At 49.0% G+C, this 24777-nt stretch carries 19 protein-coding genes; 15 read left to right on the top strand and 4 right to left on the bottom strand.

All coding sequences use genetic code 11. The annotated features are described in order from the left end of the window. Nucleotides 1-38: 38 nt before the first annotated feature. Nucleotides 39-1232, bottom strand: a complete 1194-nt coding sequence (locus H7F15_RS15550; RefSeq protein ID WP_185197909.1) for an aspartate aminotransferase family protein — start codon at nucleotides 1230-1232, stop codon at nucleotides 39-41. A 207-nt stretch (nucleotides 1233-1439) separates the two neighbouring features. Between H7F15_RS15550 and H7F15_RS15555 the strand changes: the two genes are divergently transcribed. After that, nucleotides 1440-2582, top strand: a complete 1143-nt coding sequence (locus tag H7F15_RS15555) for a PAS domain S-box protein (RefSeq protein ID WP_185197910.1) — start codon at nucleotides 1440-1442, stop codon at nucleotides 2580-2582. Nucleotides 2583-2666: 84 nt separating this feature from the next. Beyond that, a complete protein-coding gene (locus H7F15_RS15560; protein WP_185197911.1) occupies nucleotides 2667-2843 on the top strand; it encodes a hypothetical protein in 177 nt (58 codons plus the stop codon). Between the two features lie 75 nt (nucleotides 2844-2918). On the opposite strand, the gene H7F15_RS15565 is transcribed toward H7F15_RS15560, so the two are convergent. Continuing rightward, complete coding sequence (locus tag H7F15_RS15565; protein WP_185197912.1) at nucleotides 2919-3995, bottom strand: MBL fold metallo-hydrolase; 1077 nt, start codon at nucleotides 3993-3995, stop codon at nucleotides 2919-2921. Between the two features lie 418 nt (nucleotides 3996-4413). Between H7F15_RS15565 and H7F15_RS15570 the strand changes: the two genes are divergently transcribed. From H7F15_RS15570 to pepE, 3 genes are all read left to right on the top strand, one after another. Then, on the top strand, nucleotides 4414-4644 hold the full coding sequence (locus tag H7F15_RS15570; RefSeq protein ID WP_255481280.1) for a hypothetical protein: 231 nt from the start codon (nucleotides 4414-4416) through the stop codon (nucleotides 4642-4644). Nucleotides 4645-4734: 90 nt separating this feature from the next. Continuing rightward, on the top strand, nucleotides 4735-4998 hold the full coding sequence (locus tag H7F15_RS15575) for a hypothetical protein (protein WP_185197914.1): 264 nt from the start codon (nucleotides 4735-4737) through the stop codon (nucleotides 4996-4998). A gap of 205 nt (nucleotides 4999-5203) precedes the next feature. Beyond that, complete coding sequence (gene pepE, locus H7F15_RS15580; protein ID WP_185197915.1) at nucleotides 5204-5923, top strand: dipeptidase PepE; 720 nt, start codon at nucleotides 5204-5206, stop codon at nucleotides 5921-5923. A 787-nt stretch (nucleotides 5924-6710) separates the two neighbouring features. Here the strand turns inward: pepE and H7F15_RS15585 are convergent. Beyond that, nucleotides 6711-8054: an amidohydrolase family protein gene (locus tag H7F15_RS15585; RefSeq protein WP_185197916.1), complete on the bottom strand. Its 1344-nt coding sequence runs from the start codon at nucleotides 8052-8054 to the stop codon at nucleotides 6711-6713. A 102-nt stretch (nucleotides 8055-8156) separates the two neighbouring features. Beyond that, on the bottom strand, nucleotides 8157-11180 hold the full coding sequence (locus tag H7F15_RS15590; RefSeq protein ID WP_185197917.1) for an amidohydrolase family protein: 3024 nt from the start codon (nucleotides 11178-11180) through the stop codon (nucleotides 8157-8159). A 210-nt stretch (nucleotides 11181-11390) separates the two neighbouring features. On the opposite strand from H7F15_RS15590, the gene H7F15_RS15595 reads away from it, so the two are divergent. The 10 genes from H7F15_RS15595 to H7F15_RS15640 all read left to right on the top strand — a co-directional run bounded on the left by H7F15_RS15595 (nucleotide 11391) and on the right by H7F15_RS15640 (nucleotide 24350). Continuing rightward, entirely contained in the window at nucleotides 11391-12512 is a 1122-nt protein-coding gene (locus H7F15_RS15595) for a BamA/TamA family outer membrane protein (protein ID WP_185197918.1), read from the top strand. Between the two features lie 49 nt (nucleotides 12513-12561). Next, the gene (locus H7F15_RS15600; protein WP_185197919.1) at nucleotides 12562-13509 is read left to right on the top strand and encodes a YeiH family protein; all 948 of its coding nucleotides are present in this window, start codon (nucleotides 12562-12564) and stop codon (nucleotides 13507-13509) included. A 267-nt stretch (nucleotides 13510-13776) separates the two neighbouring features. Beyond that, nucleotides 13777-15285, top strand: a complete 1509-nt coding sequence (locus H7F15_RS15605) for a catalase (protein WP_185197920.1) — start codon at nucleotides 13777-13779, stop codon at nucleotides 15283-15285. A 408-nt stretch (nucleotides 15286-15693) separates the two neighbouring features. Next, nucleotides 15694-15999 (top strand): helix-turn-helix transcriptional regulator, encoded by a 306-nt coding sequence (locus H7F15_RS15610; RefSeq protein WP_185197921.1) that lies wholly within the window; start codon nucleotides 15694-15696, stop codon nucleotides 15997-15999. A 153-nt stretch (nucleotides 16000-16152) separates the two neighbouring features. Then, the gene (locus tag H7F15_RS15615; protein WP_185197922.1) at nucleotides 16153-16536 is read left to right on the top strand and encodes a rhodanese-like domain-containing protein; all 384 of its coding nucleotides are present in this window, start codon (nucleotides 16153-16155) and stop codon (nucleotides 16534-16536) included. A 37-nt stretch (nucleotides 16537-16573) separates the two neighbouring features. Continuing rightward, entirely contained in the window at nucleotides 16574-17917 is a 1344-nt protein-coding gene (locus H7F15_RS15620; RefSeq protein WP_185197923.1) for an MBL fold metallo-hydrolase, read from the top strand. Between the two features lie 206 nt (nucleotides 17918-18123). Then, complete coding sequence (locus tag H7F15_RS15625) at nucleotides 18124-18531, top strand: hypothetical protein (protein ID WP_185197924.1); 408 nt, start codon at nucleotides 18124-18126, stop codon at nucleotides 18529-18531. 130 nt (nucleotides 18532-18661) lie between these two features. Then, on the top strand, nucleotides 18662-19891 hold the full coding sequence (locus H7F15_RS15630) for an exonuclease SbcCD subunit D C-terminal domain-containing protein (protein ID WP_185197925.1): 1230 nt from the start codon (nucleotides 18662-18664) through the stop codon (nucleotides 19889-19891). A gap of 153 nt (nucleotides 19892-20044) precedes the next feature. Further along, nucleotides 20045-20692, top strand: a complete 648-nt coding sequence (locus tag H7F15_RS15635; RefSeq protein ID WP_185197926.1) for a hypothetical protein — start codon at nucleotides 20045-20047, stop codon at nucleotides 20690-20692. A gap of 10 nt (nucleotides 20693-20702) precedes the next feature. Next, complete coding sequence (locus H7F15_RS15640) at nucleotides 20703-24350, top strand: AAA family ATPase (RefSeq protein WP_185197927.1); 3648 nt, start codon at nucleotides 20703-20705, stop codon at nucleotides 24348-24350. Nucleotides 24351-24777 lie beyond the last annotated feature (427 nt).

Genomic DNA, 24777 nt, shown 5'->3' on the forward strand with positions numbered 1-24777 from the left:
AGCTATTTTCCTCGACTTGGCTGTTAGCTCTTTACCCCCTACTTCCCTACTGTCTCGTCAATCGAGCGGAGTATGATGTCGCAGGCTTCGCGGATCTGGTCTTCGGTTATAGTTAGCGGCGGGGCAATGCGCATGGAGTTATCACAGAACAGGAACCAGTCCGTCAGTACACCATTAACTATAGCTTTATCAATTACTGCTTTCAGCACATCAAAACTCTCGAACTCGGCAGCCATCATCAAACCACAGTTCCGGATCTCTTTAATGCGCGGGTGCACCAGCAGCTTTTTAAACAGCTCGGCTTTTTCAGCTACTCCGGCCAGCAGGTTCTCTTCCTGTATAGTTTGCAGGGTAGCCAACGAGGCTGCACAACTTACTGGGTGCCCGCCAAAGGTGGTGCAGTGGCCCAGTATTGGGTCGGTTTTAAACGAAGCCATAATTTCCTGCGGCGCTATGAATGCGCCTATCGGCATGCCGCCACCCATACCTTTAGCACAAAGCAAAATATCCGGCTCTATGCCAAACTGCTCAAATGCCCAGAAAGTACCTGTGCGTCCAAAACCAGACTGTATTTCGTCTAAAATAAGCAGGGCACCAACTTCGGTACAGCGTGCACGCAGGTGTTGCAGGTAGTCGTTCTCAGGTACACGCACGCCGGCCTCTCCCTGCACCGTTTCAACTATAACAGCAGCTGTACGTGTTGTAATATCCTGCAAATCAGGCAAATTATTGTAGCGGATGTGGCGTACATCAGGAAGCAACGGACGGAAGGCATTCTTGAAGCTCTCGCTGCCGTTCACCGATAATGCCCCTTGTGTAGACCCATGATAAGCGTTACGACACGATATCAGTTCGGTACGACCAGTATAGCGCTTAGCTAACTTAAGAGCGCCTTCCACAGCCTCAGCACCGGAATTCAAAAAATACACATTGTTTAAGTGGGGCGGCAAGGTGGCTGTAAGGGCTTCGGCCAGTTTTGCCTGTGGCGCCTGTACAAATTCGCCGTACACCATCAGGTGCATGTACTTATCAAGCTGGTCGTGGATTGCCTTTACAACTTTGGGGTGACGATGGCCCACATTGCTCACACCAATTCCTGAAATAAGATCCAGGTAGCGCTCGTTTGCAGTGCCATACATATACACACCTTCCGCGCGTTCCACCTCAATCATCAGCGGAAAATCAGATGTCTGCGCTTGGTGTTTTAAAAATAACTGTCTAATCGGAATCATGTTGCAAAGATACTCAATTGCGGCTTCAAACTATAAACTGTACAATTTTCGTGTTACACCAAACCTTATCCGGACTTCTGAAGTATAGCAGAGATTGTATATGGTTTGTAATTCGGGGATAAAGCGGCTAACTTAGAAGTTGCTAAAGAACCAATACGCTCTAACAGTTTTAAAAACGTAGCCATTTTCTGGTGGCATTTCCTGATAATGCACGAAAATAAAAAACCAGCCGTAGCCAATACTCCAGCTGCTGCCGACGATACGCCTTTCGATTATAAGAGCGAGGAACTTTATAAGCTCCTGATAGAAGGTGTAAAAGACTATGCCATTTTTATGCTGGATGTGAACGGGAACATCGCCACCTGGAACAAGGGAGCCGAACGCATAAAAGGCTACACCGCAGAGGATATTATAGGCAAGCACTTTTCCATTTTTTACACACAGGATGCGCTGGACAGCGAGTTTCCGCAGTACGAGCTTGCCCAGGCCAAACTAAACGGACGCTTTGAAGACGAGGGCTGGCGCGTACGCAAAGACGGCACCCGCATCTGGGCCAATGTAGTGATCACAGCTATTTTTGACCGTACTGGCCGGCATATCGGGTTTACCAAAGTAACCCGCGACCTGTCGGAGCGCCGCCGGAACGAAGAGCTCATGTTTAAGAACCGCGAGCTGCAGCGCATCAACACTGACCTGGACAATTTTATTTACACAGCATCGCACGACCTTAAAGCACCGATCATTAACCTGGAAGGGCTGGTGGCTGTGCTGAAGGAAGACCTGGGACAGGACCAGCACACCGAAGTGCTCGACAGAATAACCGGCTCCATTGCCAGGCTGAAAAACGTGATCAACGACCTGACCGATATAGTACGCCTGCAGGATGGCAGCAGTGTAAAAGAACCTATTGTGTTACATGAGCTGCTGGATGATGTACTGGCAAGCCTGAGCGAACCCATTATTAAAACCGGCGCACAGATAAACACAAATCTGAAAGACTTTAAACTTTCAGGCTATTCCCGTAAAAACCTGCGCAGCATCTTTTATAACCTGATATCAAATGCGCTGAAATATGCCCAGCCTGGCCGAACCCCGGAAATAGATGTTTCTGCTGCGTTAATGGAGCCCGGCCTGCTTCGTCTTTCGGTTTCAGATAACGGACTTGGGCTTTCCCCAACGCAGAAAAACAAAATATTCTCGATGTACAAGCGCATGCACACGCACGTGGAAGGTTCCGGCCTTGGCCTGTACATTGTAAAGCGCATCCTGGAAAACAACGGCGACCGCATTGAGGTAGAAAGTGAAATAGGCAAAGGCACTTCCTTCCATATTTTCTTCAGACTATCGTAGCGGCTGCTTCCCTCTTTTATGACTGCACACGTATACATTATTTTAAGCCTGCGGGCAGATCATAAACTATAAAACGTGAGAACTATGGCACAAGGAGATAAATCAGCTTACACAGACAAACAGAAACGCAAAGCTGAGCACATTGAAGAAGGCTATGAAAAACGCGGCGTAAGCCACAGCGAAGCCGAAAAAAGAGCCTGGGCTACCGTGAACAAACAGGATGGCGGCGGCAAAAAGAGCGGCTCCGGACGTAAATCTTAAACCCAAAATCAAACTATAAAACAGAAAGACCAGCCGCTGTAGTGGCTGGTCTTTCTGTTTTATAGTTTACTCCGCTCACGGATAGTTATTGGTGTGTTCCGGGCCGTCGTGGTCCGCGCCGGTGGCCGGTGCCGTATCGCTGACAGGCCGGTTATGTGAGTAAGGACGGTTGATGCCCTGCAGGTTGTCCGTTCGCTTTTTATTGTTTTTGCTGCGCATAGTCAGGATAGCTGCGCCTGCCAGGGCCACAACGCCTGCTGCCAGCATTACTTTGGGAACCGAGTTACTTGGGGCAGGCGGCACTGATACTACACCGGCCTCATCGGTAATAGCGGGCGCCTGCACATAACGCCCATGCGTTGGTACGGCTACTTCCCAGAAGTTACGCACCAGGTCTTCCAGCTGAAACTGCATGTTTGGTCCGCGCATAGGCATGCCATGGCCGGTAGCTGCTACGGCAGGGTTCAGGTCTGCCAGCTTTTCAACGGAGCGGTAGGCCTCTGCCCAGTCGGAGGTATAATATTTTGGCGGGCCGTACACATGCTTTTTCTGCGTCATCACAGCCATCACCGACTCGCCGTGGCGGGTTATGAAAGCATCGCCGGCCAGCAATACTCTATCCTGCTCGCGGAAGAAAGAAACGTGCCCGGCTGTGTGGCCCGGCGTGTGCAGCCAATGCCAGCCTGGCAACCCCGGCACCGAACCATCTTCCGGCAATAACTCTACATAACTGGTTATATCAATAGGTTTTTTCGGGTACAGGAACGACATATAAGCCATACCACCACCGCCTACACTTGGGTCTGGTGGCGGATAAGCAGAGCGACCGGTCAGGTAAGGCAACTCCAGCGGATGCGCGTAAACCGGCACATCCCATTCGGAAGCCAGTTCTTTTACAGCCCCGATGTGGTCGAAGTGGCCGTGTGTAAGCAGAATGCAGCGTGGCTTGTTGCCGTGGCCAAACAGCTCTGCAGCAGCCTCTTTTATTTTGGGGGCAGCACCATACACGCCTGTGTCCACCAGCACCCACGAGCCGTCGGGTTCTGCCACAAAGTACAGGTTCACGAATATAGTTTTCAGTCCCCATACTCCGGGCGCTACCGGGAACGAGTGTTTTCTGCCGGTTTGGCTGTGTCTTTCAGTTGTTTCCATAATTATGGCTGTATAGTTTGTGTAACCAGATAACTCAGAGGAATACTTAACTACGCACTGCCGGCCAAAATGGCTGACCTGAAATCAGAAGTCTTATAAACCTCTGATCTTCAATACCTATAGTTGCAAATATCAACATATGAATATACAAACAACCAGATCTGAAACAAACTATAGTTGCCGTCTGTCAATTACCGGACAGTATTGCATCATAATGTTCTATGTACTATCTTACAACTACTGTTTGCCTGTACACACCAAAACCGCGGTTTTCGAGGCTTCTCTGATGCTATGTATTACAGGCATACTTTTTGTAAACAGATCTGTAGCTGCCTGCCCGGGCGCGAAGGCAGCGGAATTATTTTCCTGATTTTGAAGTTGAACTGATATGGTTAATTTATTTGTACCTCCAAGCTATATGGCAGTTTATGCCAAATGCATAGATGCCTCGCTTCCGGCTTTTGAACCTGACGAATGGGTGGAAGAAGGAAAAATTTACCCCGTAAAACATTTTACTGAGCCGATGAACCAGGGAGACGGCTTTGCAATAACCCTGATGGATGATGATGGCGTTGAAATTCACCCGTCTTCGTCGCACTGGAGCTTTGCTTCGCACCGGTTCGAATTGTATACTTTGTATCTGAATTAAAATCTTTCAATAGCTATTTACGTTAATGAAAAAGGCTGCCACGTGCAGCCTTTTTTAATTACCGTCGGATTGTGCGTACCCGAATAAATTATGATCAGCCCCGAAGATTTTAACAAGCTGCCCCCCTACCAACAGGCAGAACTGGTTTTAACCCAAGGACACTACCTGCACCACCGCATCCGTGGCTGGTGCAAAATAGACCTGTACTGGCTGTATGATTTTTATGTAGAGCTCTGGTTTATGTACGACCTGAAAAGCATTGGCCTGGTGCGCGCCCTTACCACCTATAGTTCCCTGGACCCCTACACCGAAACTATAAAACTGAAGCTTTCCATCAACAAAGAGAAAGAGTGAGCTATAGTTTGAGAGTTAGAAAGTTGAGAAGTTAGAAAGTTAAAAGGTGTAAGGGAGTAATGCGATGTGTTAGATATATTCAATGAGTTAACAATTAAACCTTTTAGCAATTTAGCCTTTCAACAACATTCAACAATAAATAATCAGCAACCAACAATCAATTGAATCAACTATAGAATTCGGGCAAATTCTCTATTTTTGGGGTATGAGCAGAAATCTATTATTGATCAGCACGTCGACTACGCACGGCACCGGCTACCTGGAGCATGCCGCAGAAGAGATAAAAGAATTACTGAAAGGGAAAAGCAGCATCTTGTTTATTCCTTACGCACGCCCGAATGGCATTTCGCACAATGACTACACAGCCAAGGCCCGCGAAGCATTTGAAAAATGGGGCATCAGTGCTACTGGTGTGCATGAATATGATAACCCTGTAAAGGCAGTTAACGAAGCCGAAGCTGTATTTATAGGTGGCGGTAACACGTTCCTGCTTTTAAAGCAACTATACGCCAATAAGCTGGTAGAGCCGCTGCGCGAGCGCGCCTTAAAGGGCATGCCGTACATAGGTACCAGCGCCGGAACCAACGTAGCTGGCAAAACCATCGGCACTACCAACGATATGCCCATTGTGCAGCCTAAAACGTTTGATGCGCTGCAACTGGTACCCTTTAACATCAACCCACATTACCTTGACCCTATCCCGGATTCAACCCACATGGGCGAAACCCGCGAAACAAGAATAATGGAGTTCCATGGGCACAACCGCCAGCCGATAGTGGGCCTGCGCGAAGGCAGTATGCTGCGCGTAGAAGGTGATAAAATCCGGTTGTTAGGTCCGCTTACAGCCCGCATTTTCCTGCAAGGCCAGAAACCAATGGAGTTTGCCCCTACCGATGATATCACGTTCCTGTTGGAAGCTTATTAAGCTTAGCTTAATGATATTAGAAAGAAAGGCAGTTGCTTTCACAACTGCCTTTTTTTGTCTGGATCAGGATTTACAGGATTATAGGATTTTCAGGATTGGGCCTTTGCTATAGTTGTAGCTATAGTTCTATAGCTGCGTTTGGTCCAACCACCCCTGCCCCTCCTTATCTAAGGAGGGGAACTCCTGTACCTGCTATAGTTTAAGCTATAGTTCTATAGTTACAGACCAAGATAGGACAGGTCGCGACCTGTCCCTACGGAATTACAACCACGAGAAAAGCTATGCAACTCTAACTTATCAAACTACAGCCAGAGCAGCAGCTATCGAATATGATATCAGTCTTTGGGTTGAGCGCCTTTGACTTGTTGCGGTGCCGCAGGCAATCCGAGGCACGAGGATAGCAAGAAGGCAGCAGCGCGATGCCCGAAGACGGGGCCTCCCGGCCCCAGAGGGAGCCAAGTAAACTATAGAACGGTAGGCTCTTAGAGCTCCCAGGAATAAAAACAGCTATGAAAGAGAAGGCTTATATCAAAGAGTAGGCAAAGGCAACTATAGCACCAGACGCTAGCAGGAGCTGCGCACGCTGCTAGGTCTTTACAAACTATAGCCTGAGATAGATTTCTCGCTTTGCTCGAAATGACAAAAGGGAGGCAAAGTCAACCACAGGCCATATAAGATGTCTCGGCTGCGCTCGACATGACAAGAGAAGGTAACTATAGCATAAAACAAAACGAGCTGGCAGAAAACTGCCAGCTCGTTTTGTTTTATGCTATAGTTCAAGTATAAACTACTTTCCAGCTGAAGTAGTAGCACCAGCTGGTGCTTTCTTCTGCTCTTTATACTTGTTATCAAACTTCTTGTAAAGGAACTGCTGCTTATCGTCCAGGTTTACTTTACGGCCCTGGATGAACGCGTAGGTAACATTGTTGGTACGCATGTCCAGCAGGTCGCCAGATGATACTACGATGGTTGCATCTTTACCAACTTCTACAGAACCAGCCTGCTTATCGATACCTAAGATTTTGGCAGCGTTCAGTGTTACTGAAGCCAGTGCTTGCTCTTTATCTAAACCAAACGCAGCAGCTGTACCGGCAATGAAAGGCAGGTTACGGGTACCGTGGATGCTCAGGTCGTAGTCCAGGGCGAACTGAATGCCGGCTTTGTGCAGCAGGTACGGTGTTTTGTAAGGCTGCCACACATCTTCTTCGGCGCGCGATGGCAGGGCATGCACACCAGAGTAAATAACCGGAATGTTATTGGCTTTCAGGAAATCAGCTACGGCCAGCGCATCGCCTGCCCCAACTATAACGATATCCTTCACGCCATGCTGCTTCGCAAAATTCACTGACTCGATGATCTCCTTGCCATAGTTGGCATGGATGTACAGCTTTTTAGAACCATCAAACAAACCGGCCATCGAGCTCAGCTTCAGGTTCTCTTTGTTAGCTTTAGCTGCTTTAAAAACGGCAGCATCGCTCAGCAACTGACTCAGATCGCGCAAGGTCTTCTCACGGTTTTCCTTCATGCGGTTCAGGCGCTCGTCACGCTCTTTGTCGCCGGTTGGTATCAGCATAGCAGGCCAGTTCAGGTGTATGCCTTCATCCGCTTTAACTATAGCATCTTCCCAGTTCCAGGCATCCAGCTGCACCACCGACGACGAACCAGCTATAGTTCCGCCGATTGGCGTCAGCTGTGTCATCAGCACGCCATTGGCACGAACCGTCGGAATAATGTCCGAATCGGTGTTATAGGCTACTACAGAGCGTACGTTCGGGTTAAAGTCGCCTACTTCGCGCCAGTCTATAGTCGCACGCACGCTTTCCACTTCGTTCAGGCCGAGGCTGGAGTTTGGCTGTATCAGGCCGGGGTAAATGTGCTGGCCGGTTACGTCTACCACTTCGTAGCCGCTCAGGCTGTTGGCACCTGCCTGCGGACCAGCGTAAGTGATCTTCCCATTGTCAAAACCTACGGCAGCATTCTCTACCACTGTGCCATTGCCCACGTGCAGCGTAGCGCCTTTCAGCAACACAGGTTTGCTTTGCTTGGCAGCCGGAGCCGGCACCTGCGCAAAGGCAGCCGTGCTCAGCAATACAGCTGCAAAAGCGGATATATATCTTTTATGGATCTTCATTTTATTTGATTGTTAGATTGCTGCATTGTTAAATTGTTGAATCTGAAAACTATAGCTCAACCTTTTAACCTGCAGCAATTTAGCCATTTAACAATTTAACACTTAATAAGCCAGGTAGCTCTCTTCTTCGTGATGGTGCACATCTTCGCAGTGCAGTACGCTTGCCTTCTTTATAGTTGGGTTCTGCGTTCTGGCACCACCAGCTTTGGCATTCAGCATCTTCTGGATTAGGCGCATGCGCTCCTGCTCCATTTCCTGCTGCATCTTGGCGTCGCGCTCCACATCGAAGTAAGCGATTCCATCCACAAAAGTCTTTTCAGGGCGTGCATAGATCGAAAGCGGATGTTCGTTCCATAGTACCACATCAGCATCTTTACCGCTTTTCAGGCTACCCATTCTGTCGTCCAGGTGCAGGAGTTTGGCTGGGTTTAGGGTTACCATTTTCAGGGCATCTTCTTCGCTTACACCGGCATACTTCACACTTTTGGCAGCTTCCTGGTTCAGGCGACGCGCCATTTCAGCATCATCCGAGTTAATGGCCGTAACCACACCCAGGTTGTGCATAATGCCTGCGTTCTGCGGGATAGCATCTTTCACTTCCATTTTGTAAGCCCACCAGTCAGAGAAGGTTGAGCCACCAGAGCCGTGCTCCTTCATTTTGTCAGCTACTTTATAACCTTCCAGGATGTGTGTAAATGTGTTCACTTTAAAGCCCATCTGGTCAGCTACCTTAATCATCATATTGATCTCAGACTGCACGTAAGAGTGACAAGTGATGTGACGCTTGCCGTTCAGGATCTCAACCAGCGTTTCCAGTTCCAGGTCGCGGCGCGGGGCTGCGGTTTTGGCCTGCTGCTTTTTAGAAAGCTTGTTATAGTTCTTCCAGGCCTGCTCGTATTCTTTGGCACGGGTAAAGGCATCTACATACACCTGCTCCACGCCCATTCTGGATTGCGGGAAGCGTATAGTTTGTGTATTGCCCCAGTTAGACTGCTTCACGTTTTCGCCAAGTGCAAATTTGATGAAACCATCAGCGCCTTCCACCATCAGGTCCTGCGGGCTCTTGCCCCAGCGCAACTTGATAATAGCCGACTGGCCACCAACAGGGTTAGCCGAACCGTGCAGCAACTGCGAAGTCGTTACACCACCTGCCAGCTGGCGGTAAATGTTCACATCGTCAGAGTTCACCACGTCAGCCATGCGCACTTCAGCGGTAACAGCCTGAGTGCCTTCGTTTACGCCGTTCAGGGCGATGTGCGAGTGCTCATCTATAATGCCCGGCGTTACGTGTTTGCCGGTACCGTCAATTACTTTAGCTCCTGATTCGCTCAGGTTCTTGCCTACTTTCGAGATCTTGCCATTCTTGATCAGGACATCGGCATTCTCCAGTTTGCCTTCTTTTTCGTTGGTCCAAACGGTAGCATTTTTGATAAGTACAGTCTCCTGCTTTGGCAGCTCAGTTTGGCCATAGGCACGGAACGGATAGATCATCTTACCCAGTTCTACCTGCTCAGCTTTCTTGGCCGTATCTTTTTTATCCTGCTGCGTCATAGCTTCCGAGAACGTAGCCGACCATTTTACGGTGCTGGCATCCGGCAACTGGCCTTCGCCCTGCAGGTTTTTATCAGCCAGCCAGCCGCTTAGTCGTATAGTTTCGTTGCTCTTTTTGCTGTCGGTAAACGATAGCGTAACCAGGTTACCATTGAAAGAGATCTTACCCTTTACTGTATCGGCACCAATTACCGAAAGCTCCGGCTTATCAGGAGTACCAGCAATTTTCAGTATTTTAGATGTGTTGTTGCCGATCTTTAAGGTATAAACGCCTCTATAGTCTGATGGCACTTCGGTGATCTTGTAGCGGTCACCCTGCACCCAGTTTTCCAGGATCAGGTTATCGTCTTCGAACAGGTTGCCTGACGTAACAATGAAGTTAGCCAGTTTACCAGCATCCAGGCTACCTACCATGTTTTCAGCTTTCAGTAACTTGGCAGGCGTAGCAGTAAGCGCTTTCAGGGCTTCTTCTTCCGGCAGACCATACTTTATTGCTTTGCGCACGTTCGGCAAAAAGTCCTTTTTATCCTTCAGGTCAGATGCCGTGAAGGCGAATGTAACACCGGCTTTCTGCAACATGGCCGCGTTGGCAGGTGCCATTTCCCAGTGCTTCATGGCATCCAGCGATACACGACGCGCATCATAAGGGTCTTCCACGTTATAGGCATCCGGGTAGTTAACTGAAACGATTAGCGGCGCGTTGGTCGCTTTAATTTCGTTCAGCATCTGGTACTCGTCGCCGCTGGTTTTAATGATGTATTGTGTTCTGAATTCATCGCCCACTTTATCGGCACGCAGTACATCCAGTTTGCTGCCTGCTTCAAAGATCTGCGGGAAACGATTGGCGTCTGTAAAAGCTTTCAGCGAGATATTCTGCTCGCGGCCCGGGTTCTGATTGTTCCACTGTGCATCTAAATATGTCTGGCGCAACAGGGCAATAGCACCCATCAGCGATGCCGGGTAGTCCTGTGTAGAAGAACCTTTATCGAACGACAGGGCACCGGCGGCTTTATCCAGCACGATTACTTCATTTTCGCGCTTGTCAGCCAGTGTTACCAGGGCAGCCGTACCACGGGCAATGCCATCGCGGTGGATAGCCAGCACCGTACCAAAACCCTGCTTGCGCAGTTCATCGGCCTGCTTACTGTTTGCCTTGAAAAGTTCTACCGCGTTGGTTTCCGGACGGATGGCCTGGTTCCAGTTGTAGGCACCTTCTTTTTTAGACTCCATTTGCGGAGCGGCACCCCAACCACGTTGCTCGCGCTTTACTTCCGGCAATCCGTAAGTAGAGAACATATCCACGAAAGCAGGGTAAATGTGCTTGCCTTTGGCATCAACTACAACAGCACCAGCAGGCACTTTTAAGTTGGTGCCTACGGCTTCTACTTTCCCGTTGCGGATAAGCAGCGTAGCGTTGTTGAGCGTGGTTTTATAGTCGGTGTGGATGGTGGCGTTGGTCAGGGCTACCAGGCCTGGCCGCTCATCGTACACCCCATTGCGCGGAAAAGTCTCCTGCGCCATCGCGCTGCCGGCTCCAAATGCGAGACAGGCTGCAATGGTTAAGATTTTCTTCATGAGTTAGCGTAAAAGTGAGAGATAGTTACAGTTAGTTTAGTGTAATCAAATATAAGGATACTGTTGTTAAAACATTTATACCGTAACTAAAAAATATGAGCGGCTCACCCAACTATGTACTATATTGTAAAAATATTATATCTTACTGTGAGCTAAGCCTTTTATGTAAGCCGGTTTACCTGAGAGCAGCCAGATTTTAAACTATAGTTTATGAACTACCGCCACCCGCTCCTGCTCTCCCTGTTACTGCTAACTATAGTTTTTAAAGTAGCAGCCCAAACGCCCGACTCAACTATAGTTACCCAAAAGAAAACCAAAGGGCTGATACCGGTGCCGGTGCTTTACTATACCCCTGATACCAAACTCGGCTTTGGGGTTGCGCTGATCGGCTTTTTTAAACTGCAAAGCAAAACAGACAGCACCTATACCCGTCTGTCTACAGCCCGTTTGATTGCGGATTACACGCTGAACAAACAGATGGACCAGTGGCTGGAGTGGAACATTTTTACCAGGGAAGAAAAGTACCTGCTGCGCGGCGAACTACGGCACCGCATCTATACAGATCGTTTTTATGGTACTAGCAACAACAGCTCGCTGGATAACGAGGAGCGCTACGAATATGACCTGATCGGCACCAAACTGGCTGCGCTGAAACAGGTTGGGAATGGCATTTTTGTAGGCCCTGACCTGCAGCTCACCAAATACTATAACTCCGAAACCAACCCGATCTCAGAAGACCAGCCGAGCCAACTGGAAACCCAAAAAATAAGGGGCTACAAAGGTGGTTGGAACAATGGTTTAGGGCTGGTGCTGTTATTTGATAGCCGGGATAATGTTTCGTTTGCCAGCAGCGGGATGTTACTAGAGCTGTCGGGTTACCGGTTTGGCAGTATGTTGGGTGGCGGCTTTAACTACAGCAACTATAACCTGAACTTCAGCAAGTATTTTGCACTTAAACCTAACCACGTACTGGCTAGCAACACGGTACTGACTATAAATACCGACGAAGTACCTTTTATGCGCATGGCAACTATAGGCGGCGACCGTTTGCTGCGTGGTTATGCCCGCAGCCGTTTCTTGGCCCGTAATGTAGTAGCCACGCAACTGGAATACCGCTTTCCTATAAAAGGCAGGTTTGGGCTGGTAGCTTTTACAGGTATAGGTGATGTTTTTGATGAAACAGAAGACCTTGCCTTTGACCGGTTGAAGTACACCATTGGCTCCGGATTGCGCTTTGCCCTGAATCCGAAAGAGAAAATTAACGTGCGTCTGGATGCCGGCTATGGCCACGAAGGCATAAACTTTTTTGTAGTGCTGGGCGAGTCGTTTTAGGTTATGGTTGTAAACTATAACTTTGTTGCACGCTACCATACAAACTACAATGCCCCTACCGCTACTCAACAATTACCCCTTACTCCAGAAAATACTGATAGCTGGTTTAGTGCTTGCTATAGTTTCCACAGCTTACATTTCCGCGCCCCTGGCTTTGTTTCTGGGCTTGGTGATGGGAATTATAGTTGGTAACCCGTGGCAGAAACATACTTCGATGGCGTCTAAATACGCTTTGCAAATTGCTGTAGTTGGCCTTGGGTTTAGCATTAACCTGCACCAGGTAAGCGCTACTGGTTTATCGGGCATCATCTACACAGCCATATCACTGACTATAACGTTGGGCCTGGCTTATATTCTGGGTAAAGTGTTTAACATACAGGCAAAGCTGTCGCATTTAATTGGAGTGGGCACGGCTATTTGCGGGGGTAGCGCCATTGCAGCAGTGGCTCCAACTATAAAAGCCGAACCTGCCGAGATCTCGGTTTCGCTGGCTATCGTTTTTATTTTAAATGCGCTGGCCCTGTTCGTATTCCCTATAGTTGGCGATTGGTTTAACCTGACGCAGAGCCAGTTTGGCGTGTGGGCAGCCATTGCCATTCACGATACAAGCTCGGTAGTAGGGGCAGCCAGTAAGTATGGTGCTAAAGCCCTGGAGATTGCCACTACGCTAAAACTAACCCGCGCGCTTTGGATCATCCCGATGGTACTGGTGTCGGCCTTCCTGTTCAAGAGCAAAGAGACAAAACTCAACCTGCCGCTTTTTATTCCACTGTTTGTGCTAGCATCGGTGCTCTTTACGTTCGTACCTATAGTTGCCACTGCAGCGCCGGCTATAGTTTTAGTTGCTAAAAAATTCCTGCTGCTCAGCTTGTTTTTCATCGGCATCAACCTGAACCTGAAAACCATAAAAAGTATTAGCGCACGTCCGTTTTTACAAGGAGCTATACTTTGGCTGCTGGTGTCGGCAGGCTCGTTGTTCGCTGTCATTTTCTTTTAAGCTATAGTTCGGTAAATTGATCAATCGAAAAACAATTTGTCATTCTGTAAAGAAACTTGGTGGAAGGTAGGTTAAGCTTTTGCTAAAAGCCCACAAGATCCTTTCAGGATGACAAAAAGCCCAGTCCTTTTTCTTTCTCTACACCACAGTCAACTATAGTTATAAACAGAAACTATCATTTTATAAAATTAATCAATTTGATTTATAAAACCACTCCCGGTACTTTTGGAGCATCCTTACAGAACACTACTCTAAAAGAAACCGACCATGAGCGAGAAAGAAAAAAACCACAAGATCACCACCGCATCCGGTATACCAGTTTACAACTACGAAGATTCTCAAACAGCTGGTCCGCGCGGCCCGGTATTGCTGCAGGATTATTTTTTACACGAGAAGCTTGCCCATTTTAACCGCGAGCGCATACCAGAGCGCGTCGTGCACGCCAAAGGCTCCGGCGCGTACGGCACCTTCACTGTTACCCACGACATCACCAAATACACCAGAGCCAAACTGTTCAGCGAAATTGGTAAGCAGACACGTGTTTTCCTGCGCTTCTCAACAGTAGGTGGCGAAAAAGGCAGCGCCGACAGCGAGCGTGACCCACGTGGTTTTGCCCTTAAATTTTACACCGAAGATGGTAACTGGGACCTGGTAGGCAACAACACGCCGGTGTTCTTTATCAAAGACGCCAAAAAATTCCCGGACTTTATCCATACCCAGAAACGCGACCCTTATACCAACTGCAAAAGCGCAACTATGGTATGGGATTTCTGGAGCCTGAACCCGGAAAGTCTGCACCAGGTAATGATTTTGATGAGCGACCGCGGCACGCCGTTCTCTTACCGCCACATGCACGGGTTTGGTAGCCACACGTTCTCGTTCATTAACAAAGAAAATGAGCGTTACTTCGTGAAATTCCATTTTAAAACGCAGCAGGGCATTAAGAACTTTACCGATGCAGAGGCTGCTAAAATGCGCGGCATAGATGCAGACCACGCACAGCGCGACCTGGTAGAAGCGATTGACAAAGGCGACTTCCCGCGTTGGGACCTGAAGGTGCAGATCATGACCGGAGAGCAGGCTGCCAACTATAAATTCAATCCGTTTGATGTAACCAAAGTGTGGTCGCAGAAGGAATTCCCGCTGATAGATGTAGGCGTGCTGGAACTGAACGAGAACCCGGACAACTATTTTGCACACGTAGAGCAGGCCGCTTTTGCACCGGCGCACGTGGTAGATGGCATCTCGTTCTCGCCGGACAAAATGCTGCAGGGCCGTATTTTAGGTTACCCCGATGCACAGCGTTACAGACTGGGCGCCAACTATGAGCAGATACCGGTGAACCGTTGTCCGTTTGCTACCAGTAACTACCAGCGCGACGGCGCCATGCGCATAGACGGCAACGGTGGCAGCAAACCAAACTACTTTCCGAACAGCTTCGACGATAATTTTGCCGATGAAAACTATAAGCAGCCAGCCGAACCGCTACAGCGCGATGTATATGCCGACTGGTTTGACCGCAACGGCGAAAACGAGAACGACCACTACTCACAGCCCGGCGACCTGTTCCGTTTAATGACCCCTGAAGAAAAAGCAAATACGATCAGCAACATAGTAGGCGCTATGCGCAGCATCAGCGGCGAAAAACGCGACCTGATCATTAACCGCCAGTTGTGCCATTTCTTCCGTGCCGATATCAGCTTAGGTCTGGGTGTGGCGCAAGGCTTGGGCGTAGATGTTACCCAGCACGCTACAGGTATGGTGCATCCTAACTAAGATTCCTGAAAAGTAAACCCACCCCTACCCCTCCGAGGAGGGGAATTAGAAACCGTTAAAATTCTTTCTGCTGGCGCGGATCTGCGATCCGTGACTTACCTATAAAGTCGGATTTGCAATCCGACTGGGCCGGAGGCCCAAACTATAGTTTAGCACGAGCGAAGACGCTCGCGCCATAGGGACTAAATTAATTGAGCAGAAATTCCCCTCCTCGGAGGGGTTAGGGGTGGGTTAAATACTCCTGAGCAAATCAATTAATCTCCCGTTTCTTATAGTTAAAAGCAGCGCGGGCTACGGCTTGTGCTGCTTTTTTAATTTACTTTAGGAACTACGCAGGCTTTAAAATTGTACTGAATTAGTAAACATGAACACATGTTCATGTATTGCAAAAAGCTAATACAAGACACTATGAGCAGTTTGAAGGTACGGTTAGATAAGAAAAAGTTGGAGCGTGCAGCGTATGTGCTTAAAAGCGTGGCGCACCCGGTCCGCATCAGCATCATAGACCTGCTGCAGCAAAAGGAGCGCTTTACTGTAAGCGAATTGCAGGAAATATTACAAATAGAACAATCCTTGCTGTCGCACCACCTGACCAACATGCGCGACAAAGGTGTGGTAGATACCAAGCGCGAGGGCAAAAATGTATTCTACTTCCTGACAGACAGCTCCATTACCAGCATTATAGATTCGATAAACACCTGCCGCATATTTTAAAACTTTAGTACGCAACTATAGTTTACCGCCACTGTTGCCCCATGCTGCAGTGGCGTTTTATTTGTGGTGGGTGGCGCATAAAACAATACAGACTGCTGGTAGTTTTTACCTTAAATTGGTACCTTTAACTGTTCAAATCTCAAGAGAAAGCCCATGAAACTGATCTTAGTAACTATAGTTTCCGCATTTTTCAGCTGCGGCCAGCCACAGCAGGATGCCACCACCGCCAAGCGCCTGACGCCAACCGAATATAAACAACAAGCCACCACACAAAAAGGTGTGCTGATTGACGTACGCACCCAGGAAGAATTTGCTTCGGGCCATTTGCAGGGTGCTGCCAACTCCGATCTACTGAATGGTGATTTTGCCAAAAGCTTAGATGGCCTGGATAAGGAAAAGACCTACTACCTGTACTGCAAAAGCGGCAACCGAAGTGGTAAAGCAGCCAAACTGATGCAGGATGCCGGCTTTAAAAATGTATTTAACATTGGTGGCTACGAAGAACTGAAAAGTGCCGGTTTACCAACCAAAGAATAGCCCAACCATCACGATTTTACAAGTATAATTACATACAATGAAAATAGAGCAGTTTTACGATAAAGGCCTGGCACACGCCAGCTACGCCATTATAAGCGAAGGCCGGATGGCCCTTGTAGACCCGGCCCGCGACCCGCAGCCGTACTTCGACTTTGCTAAAGCCAACAATGCCGAGATTGTAGCCATTTTTGAAACGCACCCGCATGCCGACTTTGTAAGCTCGCACCTGGAAATAGCCCAGAAAACCGGCGCCACCATTTATGTAAGTAAACTGTTGGGCGCTGATTACGAGCATGAGTCTTTTGATGATGGCGATGAAGTAAAACTGGGCAAGCTAACCCTAAAAGCTCTGAACACGCCAGGTCACTCCCCCGACAGCGTAACTATACTTTTGCTGGATGAAAGCGGCAACCAACACGCAGCTTTTACCGGCGATGCCCTGTTTGTAGGCGATGTAGGCCGCCCGGACCTACGCGAAAATGTAGGTAACATGACGGCCAAGCGCGAAGAACTGGCCCGCCAGATGTACCACACTACCAACAACGTTTTCAAAAAACTGAACGAAGAAGTACTAGTGTACCCTGCCCACGGCGCTGGCTCGCTTTGCGGTAAAAACCTGAGCTCCGATACGTTCTCCACGATAGGCCGTGAGAAAAAAACGAATTATGCGCTGCAGGACATGAGCGAAGATGAGTTCATCAGAACCTTGCTCGAAGATCAGCCTTTTATTCCAAAATACTTCGGCCACGATGTGACCATGAACAAAGCCGGCGCCCGCAGCTTTGAAGAAAGTATTGCTGCTGTGCCACGCTTAACGCAGGATGCTGCTTTGGAAGAAGGCATTTTAGTCGTAGATACACGTCCGCAGGCAGCTTTCAAAAAAGGCCATAAGCCTAACAGCATCAACATTCAGGAAGGCGGTAAATTTGAGACCTGGCTGGGTTCTATAGTTGGCCCGAACGAGAAGTTCTACCTTATTGCTGAGAACGAAGAAGTGTTAAACTCTGTGATCCGGAAAGCAGCAAAAATCGGTTACGAAGGCAATATAAAAGGAGCGCTGCTAACACCAACAGACCTGCCAGAAACCAGCGTAGAAACCGACCTGAACGACTTCCGCCAGAACCCGGATAACTATACTATAGTTGATATCCGTAACAACGGCGAAGTAAAAGCAGGCAAGATATTCGACAGTGCCATCACCATTCCGTTGCCGGAGTTGCGTGAGCGCAAAAACGAGATTCCGCAGGACAAACCAATAATGGTACACTGCGCCGCCGGTTACCGCTCTGCCGCCGGACAAAGCATACTGGAGCAGGAATTCGATGTTCCGGTTTACGACCTGAGCGATGCCATTACCAGCTTCCAGAAAGTGAACGCTTAACTATAGAAATCCCGCCTCTAACAGGCGGGGTTTTTTCTTTTACATACACGCTTAAATTCAGTGCAATTTAAGGAACGGCAGTAGACGAATAGGCAGGATTAAAATAATAAACTTAAGACAACACGCAGTATGTATTTTTTTACATACTTTTGATGATTAGATTGCCCGATGCAACGACAGCAACTATAGTTATTTAATGCAATTTTATGCCTTTCACTACTGTCTACTCTTCCGATTATTATAAGATCGAAGTCGATCTGAAAGGCAATTTGCTGCGCTCTGAATGGCTGCGCCATGTAACCGACGACGAGCTGATTGCCGGTGGCACAAAACTATACGAAGCGCTCCGCGACCACAAAGTAGAACGGGCCATTGCCAGCGGAAAAGTGTTAGGTGCCCTGGGGCCTAAAGCCAAAGACTGGATGGCTAACGAATTTTACGAACTGCTCTCGCAAACCAACCTTAAAAAACTGGCAAGGGTGCTCCCGGAAAGCGTTTTCCATAAACTATCATTAGAATCAGTTATTTCCCGTGCCGAAGCGCAGGGCAAAACACGTTTCGAAGTGAAAAGCTTTTCGGATAACGACGAAGCCCTGAAGTGGCTGCTTGCTTAAAACTATAGCTACCTAGCTAATTTTTACCGCTCTGCCCACTCCCAAGCTATTAGCATAATATTCTTTCCATCCAATTTGCAATATTTATATATTCCGATGTATCTTGTTTCGGATTTGGAGCTGAAGATTTATGCGTGCATTACACACATCAGACTGGCATCTGGGCCAGCGCCTTGTTACCCTCGAACGTACCGAAGAACACCAGCACTTCCTGAACTGGCTGCTGCAAACCATTGAGCAGGAGCAGGTAGATGTGCTGCTTATGGCCGGCGACGTCTTCGATTCCGGTGCTCCCTCCAACACTGCCCTTAAACTATACTACGACTTCCTGCGCAAGGTAACCGCTACCTGCTGCCGGCACATTGTATTTATAGGCGGAAACCATGATTCGGTCTCGACAATGAATGCCCCCAGGGATTTGCTTGCCAGCATGAACATTCAGGTGATAGGCGGTGCCACTCCCGATCCGCTGGATGAGCTCATCGTTCTGAAAAACGCTGCCGACCAACCGGAGCTTATAGTTTGTGCCGTGCCGTTTTTGCGCGACCGCGATATCCGTTTGTCTGTTCCCGGCGAAACGTATGACGAACGCGAAGCACGCTTAAAGCAAGGCATTGCCGACCATTATGCCCAGTTTGTACCGCACATCCAACCTTACAAAGTGCAGCAACTACCTGTAGTAGCCATGGGCCACTTGTTTGCAGCCGGCGGCACCGCATCCGAGAGCGAGAAAGAGATACACGTAGGAAACCTGGGGCAGATAGGCGCAGACCAGTTTCCGAAGGAGTTTGACTATGTAGCGCTGGGCCATTTGCACCGTCCGCAGCAGGTAAACAACACGCACCACATCCGCTATTCCGGCTCCCCTATTCCGCTTAGCTTCAGCGAAGTAACCGACAGCAAAGTAATTTTTATCCTCGATTTTGAAGCTGGTAAATTGGTTGATTTGCGTGAGTTAGCCATTCCGGTTTGCCGCAAACTGGTGCGCTTTAAAGGCTCGTTGGAAGAAGTGAAAACTAAGATCACTACTTACGACAACAGCAACTATAGTTTGCCCGCCTGGGCCGAGATACAACTCGAACTTGACGCTCCTCTACCCGACCTGAACCAGCAACTGGAAGAAGTACTGCAGCTTAAAAAAGATGAACTGCACCTGCTCATCCATCGGCCGCCCATTTTTAAACGCGAGCGCCAGGGTTTGGCGCAACAGGTACAGGAAGAAGCTGACCTGCACACCCTTAACGAGAAAGAAGTATTCCTGAAACGCTGCCAGAGCGCCTTTCCGGACTCAGACCACACCGAACTGGTAAACAGCTTCAGTGAACTGCTGGAACTGATGCGCCAGGAACAGGAAAGCTAACTATAGTTTAGGAGTTTAGGAGTTAGAGAGTTTGGAAGTTTAAGAATGAGATGTAGTGACTCAATACCTTGCGTCTTAAATTATAGCAGACCTCGTAGCGTGCGCAGCTCCTACGAGCGTCTTGTCAGCTATGAAACATTAAACCGGAAATCCGTGAAGAAACTACTGCTTCTTTTACTACTATTACCACTTGCGGTTAGTGCGCAGCGCTATAAGAAAGGCAACCCATGCGCCAGGTATACAAACTACCTGACAAATGATCTTCCTCGTGGTTTTAAGGGTGACGCCTACACTTTTAAAGACGAAATATTCTTAACAGCGAAGGACTTTAATGTCCAGGCTATTACAGATTCGGTAGCATTAGGAAAGCTCCGGGAAATGGCTAAACTTGACATAACATGCTTTCTAAAAAGTACCCCAGGTAAAAAGTACCGTGCTATTTTAGAGAAAGATTATACAGAATTAAACTATAAGCTCTATAAAACAGACGACGGGTTAATATTTGGCATCCTGAAAGCTGTTACCGGAAATCCTGAGAAATTTTATGCCCATACCATGATGGTAATGGATGGCAATATAATACATGCTTATTCTGATTTTGCTCAGGTAGACTATAACATTGAGCTTTTCGGCGCCGAGTTTAATGGAGAGTATTACACCCTTCACGGGGAGGAAGAGAAAAACATCAACTCATATTACTATGGTAAATTCAACTATAGTTTTAAGCCGAAAGAAAATGTGGCGACTTTCGAAAAATACATAAAGCACAAAATTAATTATAACCGACCCATTACCCATTAACGATTACCCCATGAAAATCCTGTCTGTCCGTTTCCAGAACCTGAACTCGCTGCGCGGTGAGCACGAGATCCGTTTCGACCAGAGTCCGCTGGCTGAGGCAGGCTTGTTTGCCATTACCGGGCCAACAGGCGCTGGCAAAACCACCTTGCTGGATGCCATTACAGTAGGACTTTATGGCGTAACGCACCGCCACGGCACCTTAACGATAGGGGAACTGATGACACGGCACACCGGCGAGTCGTTTGCAGAAGTGGTATTTGAGGCAAATGGCAAAAGCTACCGCTCAAAGTGGGCTCTGCACCGTGCCCGTCGCAAACCCGAAGGCGAACTGCAGCCGGTAAGTATGGAGCTGGCAAATGCCGAGACAAACGAACTGATAGAGACCGGCAAAAGCAAAGTTCCGGATAAAGTAGTCGAGATTTCGGGGCTGGATGCAAAGCAGTTTCTGCGCTCTGTTATGTTGTCGCAGGGCGATTTTGCCGTCTTTCTGAAGTCCAGTGCTAAAGAGCGCAGCATATTGCTGGAGAAGCTCACCGACACCACCATTTACTCTGAGATTTCAGCTTTTGCCTACCGCAAGGCCAAAGACGAAGAGCAGAAAGAAAAAGACCTGAGACTGAAACTGGAAGACGGCAAATTACTGCCCGAAGAACAGCGCCAGGCTTACCAGGCAACTATAGCAGAGCTCACCAAAACAGAGCGTTTGCTGGCAGCAGAACACAAACAACTACAGGAAAAAAGCCAATGGCTGACCCAGCTGCAGCAACTACGCGACCGTGCCGAAAACTGTAAACAGGAGCTACTGCAGCAGGAAGAAAAACTGGCCACCCTGCAACCGGATTTCATAAAACTACAGCAGCACGAACAGGCTACCCAGTTTACAGGCGAGCTTGCACAGATTAATGCCGCCAACGGCCGCCTGACCGAAGTACGCGAACAACTCCTGACCCTCGAAAAACAAATACCGGCCCTCGAAGCCGAACTGGAACAAGCCGGCCTGCTGGTACTGGCAGCCGCAAAAGCGCATCAGCAGCAGGAAGAGGCAGTACAGCAACTCGAGCCCTTGCTGGCACAGGTACAGCAACTCGATCATCAGCTTGAAACTATACGCGGCCAGTTTAAAACGGAGAAGGATACCTATGTGCAGCATGAGCAAATCCTGAAGCAGGAGAAAGCCACGCTGGAACTGAAAGATGCGGAGCTCACTACGGTAACACAAAAAGCTACGGCCCTTAAAAAATGGCTGCAGGAGAATGCCAGACTTAAAGACCTGCGCGAGAACCTGCACGAGTTCAGGCAAACGATAAAAGACCTTTCAGATGCCGACAGAACTATAGTTAGCATCCGGAAAGAGCAGCAAACTATAGCAAAGCAACTACAGGCCGATGCTCTGCAACTGCAAACTATAGCTACGGCCCAACAGGAACTGCAACAGAAGCAAACCGAGCTGGATGCCCAAAAACAGGAAAGCCTGGCAAAACTACAGATCATACTTGCCACCAGAACGATAGATGAACTGGAGCAGCTGGCACAGGAGCAGCCGCTGCTGTTGTCCCGGTACGAGCGGTTGGTAGAACTGGCGAAGAACTATAGTTTGCAGCAGCAGAAAATGGTATTGCTGACAGAGCAGACAACTACGCTGGCACAAACTATAGCTGCTAAAAAAACAGAGCTCGCCACCACCGAAAGCAACTATAAAACGGCTACCGAAAAGCTGGAAGACCTGCAGAAACTGGTTGTCCTGCAACAGCGCATTCAGGAGTTGGAGCAGCACCGCCATGCCCTGCAACCCGACCAGCCCTGCCCGCTCTGCGGCTCGGAGCAGCACCCGTTTGTGGAAGGAAACTATAGCAGCACCCTCTCGGAGGAAGAGCAGCGCCGCGATGCCCAGCTAATTACAGTAAAGGAACTGGATGCAACTATAAAACAGCTGCAGCTTAGCCTGAACACCTTGCAGAACCAACACGAAGCCGCTACTAAAACCCGGCTCGAAACAGAAACAGAACTGGCCCGCCTGCAGGAAGCATTTAATCAGCAGCGCGGAAATATAGCAACCGCCATTACCGAGCTCCAGAAGCTGGAGCAGCAACTGGCGGCACAGCGGCAAACGACCGGCACCCTGACACAGGCCCTTACTACGGCCCGCACGCTTAGCCGCCACATCGAAACTATAAACCAGCAGCTACAAAAATACCGCGAAGAGCAACTTCAGGCCCAGGCGCAGGTCAGCAAACTGCAGCAGTCCGAGGATATGCTAAAGGTGCAGCTACAGCGCTATAACACCCAATTGCAGGACGCGCAGGAGCAGCAGCAGGTATTTACCCAAACGGCACAGTCGTTTGCGGCCAGCTATAGTTTTGCCTTTACGCCACAGCAGGGTCCCGAAATTTTGCAGCAACTGGAGGCTAAAACAAACGCCTACCAGCAGCAATGCGATACCTACGAAGCCCTCCGTGACCCTTATGTAAAACTGGATGAGCAGGTAAAAGCCCTGAAAGAAAAGGTTGCGGAGAAAGAACAGGCCCTGCTGGATAAGAAAAATACATTGGAGCAGATACACCAGCAACTCACATTGCTTAAGGATGAGCGCACCAGGTTATTCGGAGATAAAAGACCGGAGCAGGAGCGTCAGCATGCCGCTACCGAGCTTACACGCCTGGCAAAAGCCGCCGAATCTGCACGCGCTGCCCAACAGAAAAAGCAATTGGAACTACAGGAACAGCACCAGCGCCAGCAGGAGTACACAAGCACGCACCACAGCAAAAAATCGGAACTGGATACGCTGTGCGACGGCCTGTTGCAAGTACTGCAGCAAAAGGGCATCGAAACGATTGAAGCCCTCAGCCAGATGCTACTGCAACGGGACGAAGCCGACCGCCTGGCCAACCTGAAAGCCCAGACAGAAAAGCACCTGACCGAGCTTCGCAGAACCCTGAGCAATGTACAGCAGGACCTGTCCCAGACCGAGGCCCGAAACCTGACCACCGAAACTATAGAAGCGCTGCAGCAACAGCTTGTAGCCAAAACCACCGAGCAACACGACCTTATTGCCCAACGGGCCCGGTTAGAACATTTGCTGGAACTGGATAAACAGCAAAGCGAAAAGAACCAGGAGCTTACCGCCCAGCTAAAATTACAACAGCACGAATGCCGCCGCTGGAGCCAGTTATCGGAGTTGATCGGTTCCGCAGATGGTAACAAGTTCAGTAAATTTGCACAGGGGCTCACACTGGCAAGGCTTATAGAACTGGCCAACCGCCACCTCCAGAAGCTCAACGACCGCTACCGCATCCTGAAATCCGCTACCGACGAACTGGACCTGCTGATCGTGGATCTTTACCAGGCCGAAGCTGTGCGCCCGGTAAACACCCTCTCCGGCGGCGAAAGCTTTTTGGTCAGCCTGGCGCTTGCCTTGGGTTTATCAGACCTGGCCGGCCGGCGCACCCAGATCAACTCGCTGTTCATTGATGAAGGCTTCGGCACCCTGGATGCAGACACGTTGGATTCGGCTATCTCTACTCTTGAGAACCTGCAGGCCAGCGGTAAAATGGTCGGCATCATCTCCCACGTCGAAGCCCTGAAAGAGCGAATCGGCACCCAGATCAAGGTTCATAAATTAGCTGGTGGGGTTAGTAGGGTCGAGGTTGTAGGATGGTAGGGTTTTGATGGTTTAGCTATAGTTTCAAGCGGTACCCAGTTGCTGGCGTTAACCAAAAGCTGGCTTAAATGCTGGCGCGAGCATCTTGCTCGTGACTTACCATAGTGTTTAGTCTCCTGACTAAACTGGCCCGACAGGGACAAGCTTGTCAAAGGCTTGGGCTATAGTTAGGATACTATAGCTCTATATTTCTTCACGTTTGTCATTTCGAACAAAGTGAGAAATCTATCTCAGCCTATAGTTGATGCTCAAAGGCTATAGTCTATAGTTGCCTTTGCTTACTACTGGAACTAAGCCGTTGTTCCATAGCTTCTTTAATTCCTGGGAGCTCTAAGAGCCAAACGTTCTATAGTTAGCTTGGCTCCCTCTGGGGCCGGGAGGCCCCGTCTTCGGGCATCGCGCGGTGCCAGCTTCCTGCGCTCCTTAC

This window comes from Pontibacter sp. Tf4, from assembly GCF_014212495.1.
Lineage (GTDB): Bacteria > Bacteroidota > Bacteroidia > Cytophagales > Hymenobacteraceae > Pontibacter.

Bases quoted from the DNA above. Each gene is read 5' to 3' on its own strand.
- H7F15_RS15550 (WP_185197909.1), bottom strand. From the start codon at position 1,232: ATGATTCCGATTAGACAGTTATTTTTAAAACACCAAGCGCAGACATCT.
- H7F15_RS15555 (WP_185197910.1), top strand. From the start codon at position 1,440: ATGCACGAAAATAAAAAACCAGCCGTAGCCAATACTCCAGCTGCTGCC.
- H7F15_RS15560 (WP_185197911.1), top strand. From the start codon at position 2,667: ATGGCACAAGGAGATAAATCAGCTTACACAGACAAACAGAAACGCAAA.
- H7F15_RS15565 (WP_185197912.1), bottom strand. From the start codon at position 3,995: ATGGAAACAACTGAAAGACACAGCCAAACCGGCAGAAAACACTCGTTC.
- H7F15_RS15570 (WP_255481280.1), top strand. From the start codon at position 4,414: ATGGCAGTTTATGCCAAATGCATAGATGCCTCGCTTCCGGCTTTTGAA.
- H7F15_RS15575 (WP_185197914.1), top strand. From the start codon at position 4,735: ATGATCAGCCCCGAAGATTTTAACAAGCTGCCCCCCTACCAACAGGCA.
- pepE (WP_185197915.1), top strand. From the start codon at position 5,204: ATGAGCAGAAATCTATTATTGATCAGCACGTCGACTACGCACGGCACC.
- H7F15_RS15585 (WP_185197916.1), bottom strand. From the start codon at position 8,054: ATGAAGATCCATAAAAGATATATATCCGCTTTTGCAGCTGTATTGCTG.
- H7F15_RS15590 (WP_185197917.1), bottom strand. From the start codon at position 11,180: ATGAAGAAAATCTTAACCATTGCAGCCTGTCTCGCATTTGGAGCCGGC.
- H7F15_RS15595 (WP_185197918.1), top strand. From the start codon at position 11,391: ATGAACTACCGCCACCCGCTCCTGCTCTCCCTGTTACTGCTAACTATA.
- H7F15_RS15600 (WP_185197919.1), top strand. From the start codon at position 12,562: ATGCCCCTACCGCTACTCAACAATTACCCCTTACTCCAGAAAATACTG.
- H7F15_RS15605 (WP_185197920.1), top strand. From the start codon at position 13,777: ATGAGCGAGAAAGAAAAAAACCACAAGATCACCACCGCATCCGGTATA.
- H7F15_RS15610 (WP_185197921.1), top strand. From the start codon at position 15,694: ATGAGCAGTTTGAAGGTACGGTTAGATAAGAAAAAGTTGGAGCGTGCA.
- H7F15_RS15615 (WP_185197922.1), top strand. From the start codon at position 16,153: ATGAAACTGATCTTAGTAACTATAGTTTCCGCATTTTTCAGCTGCGGC.
- H7F15_RS15620 (WP_185197923.1), top strand. From the start codon at position 16,574: ATGAAAATAGAGCAGTTTTACGATAAAGGCCTGGCACACGCCAGCTAC.
- H7F15_RS15625 (WP_185197924.1), top strand. From the start codon at position 18,124: ATGCCTTTCACTACTGTCTACTCTTCCGATTATTATAAGATCGAAGTC.
- H7F15_RS15630 (WP_185197925.1), top strand. From the start codon at position 18,662: ATGCGTGCATTACACACATCAGACTGGCATCTGGGCCAGCGCCTTGTT.
- H7F15_RS15640 (WP_185197927.1), top strand. From the start codon at position 20,703: ATGAAAATCCTGTCTGTCCGTTTCCAGAACCTGAACTCGCTGCGCGGT.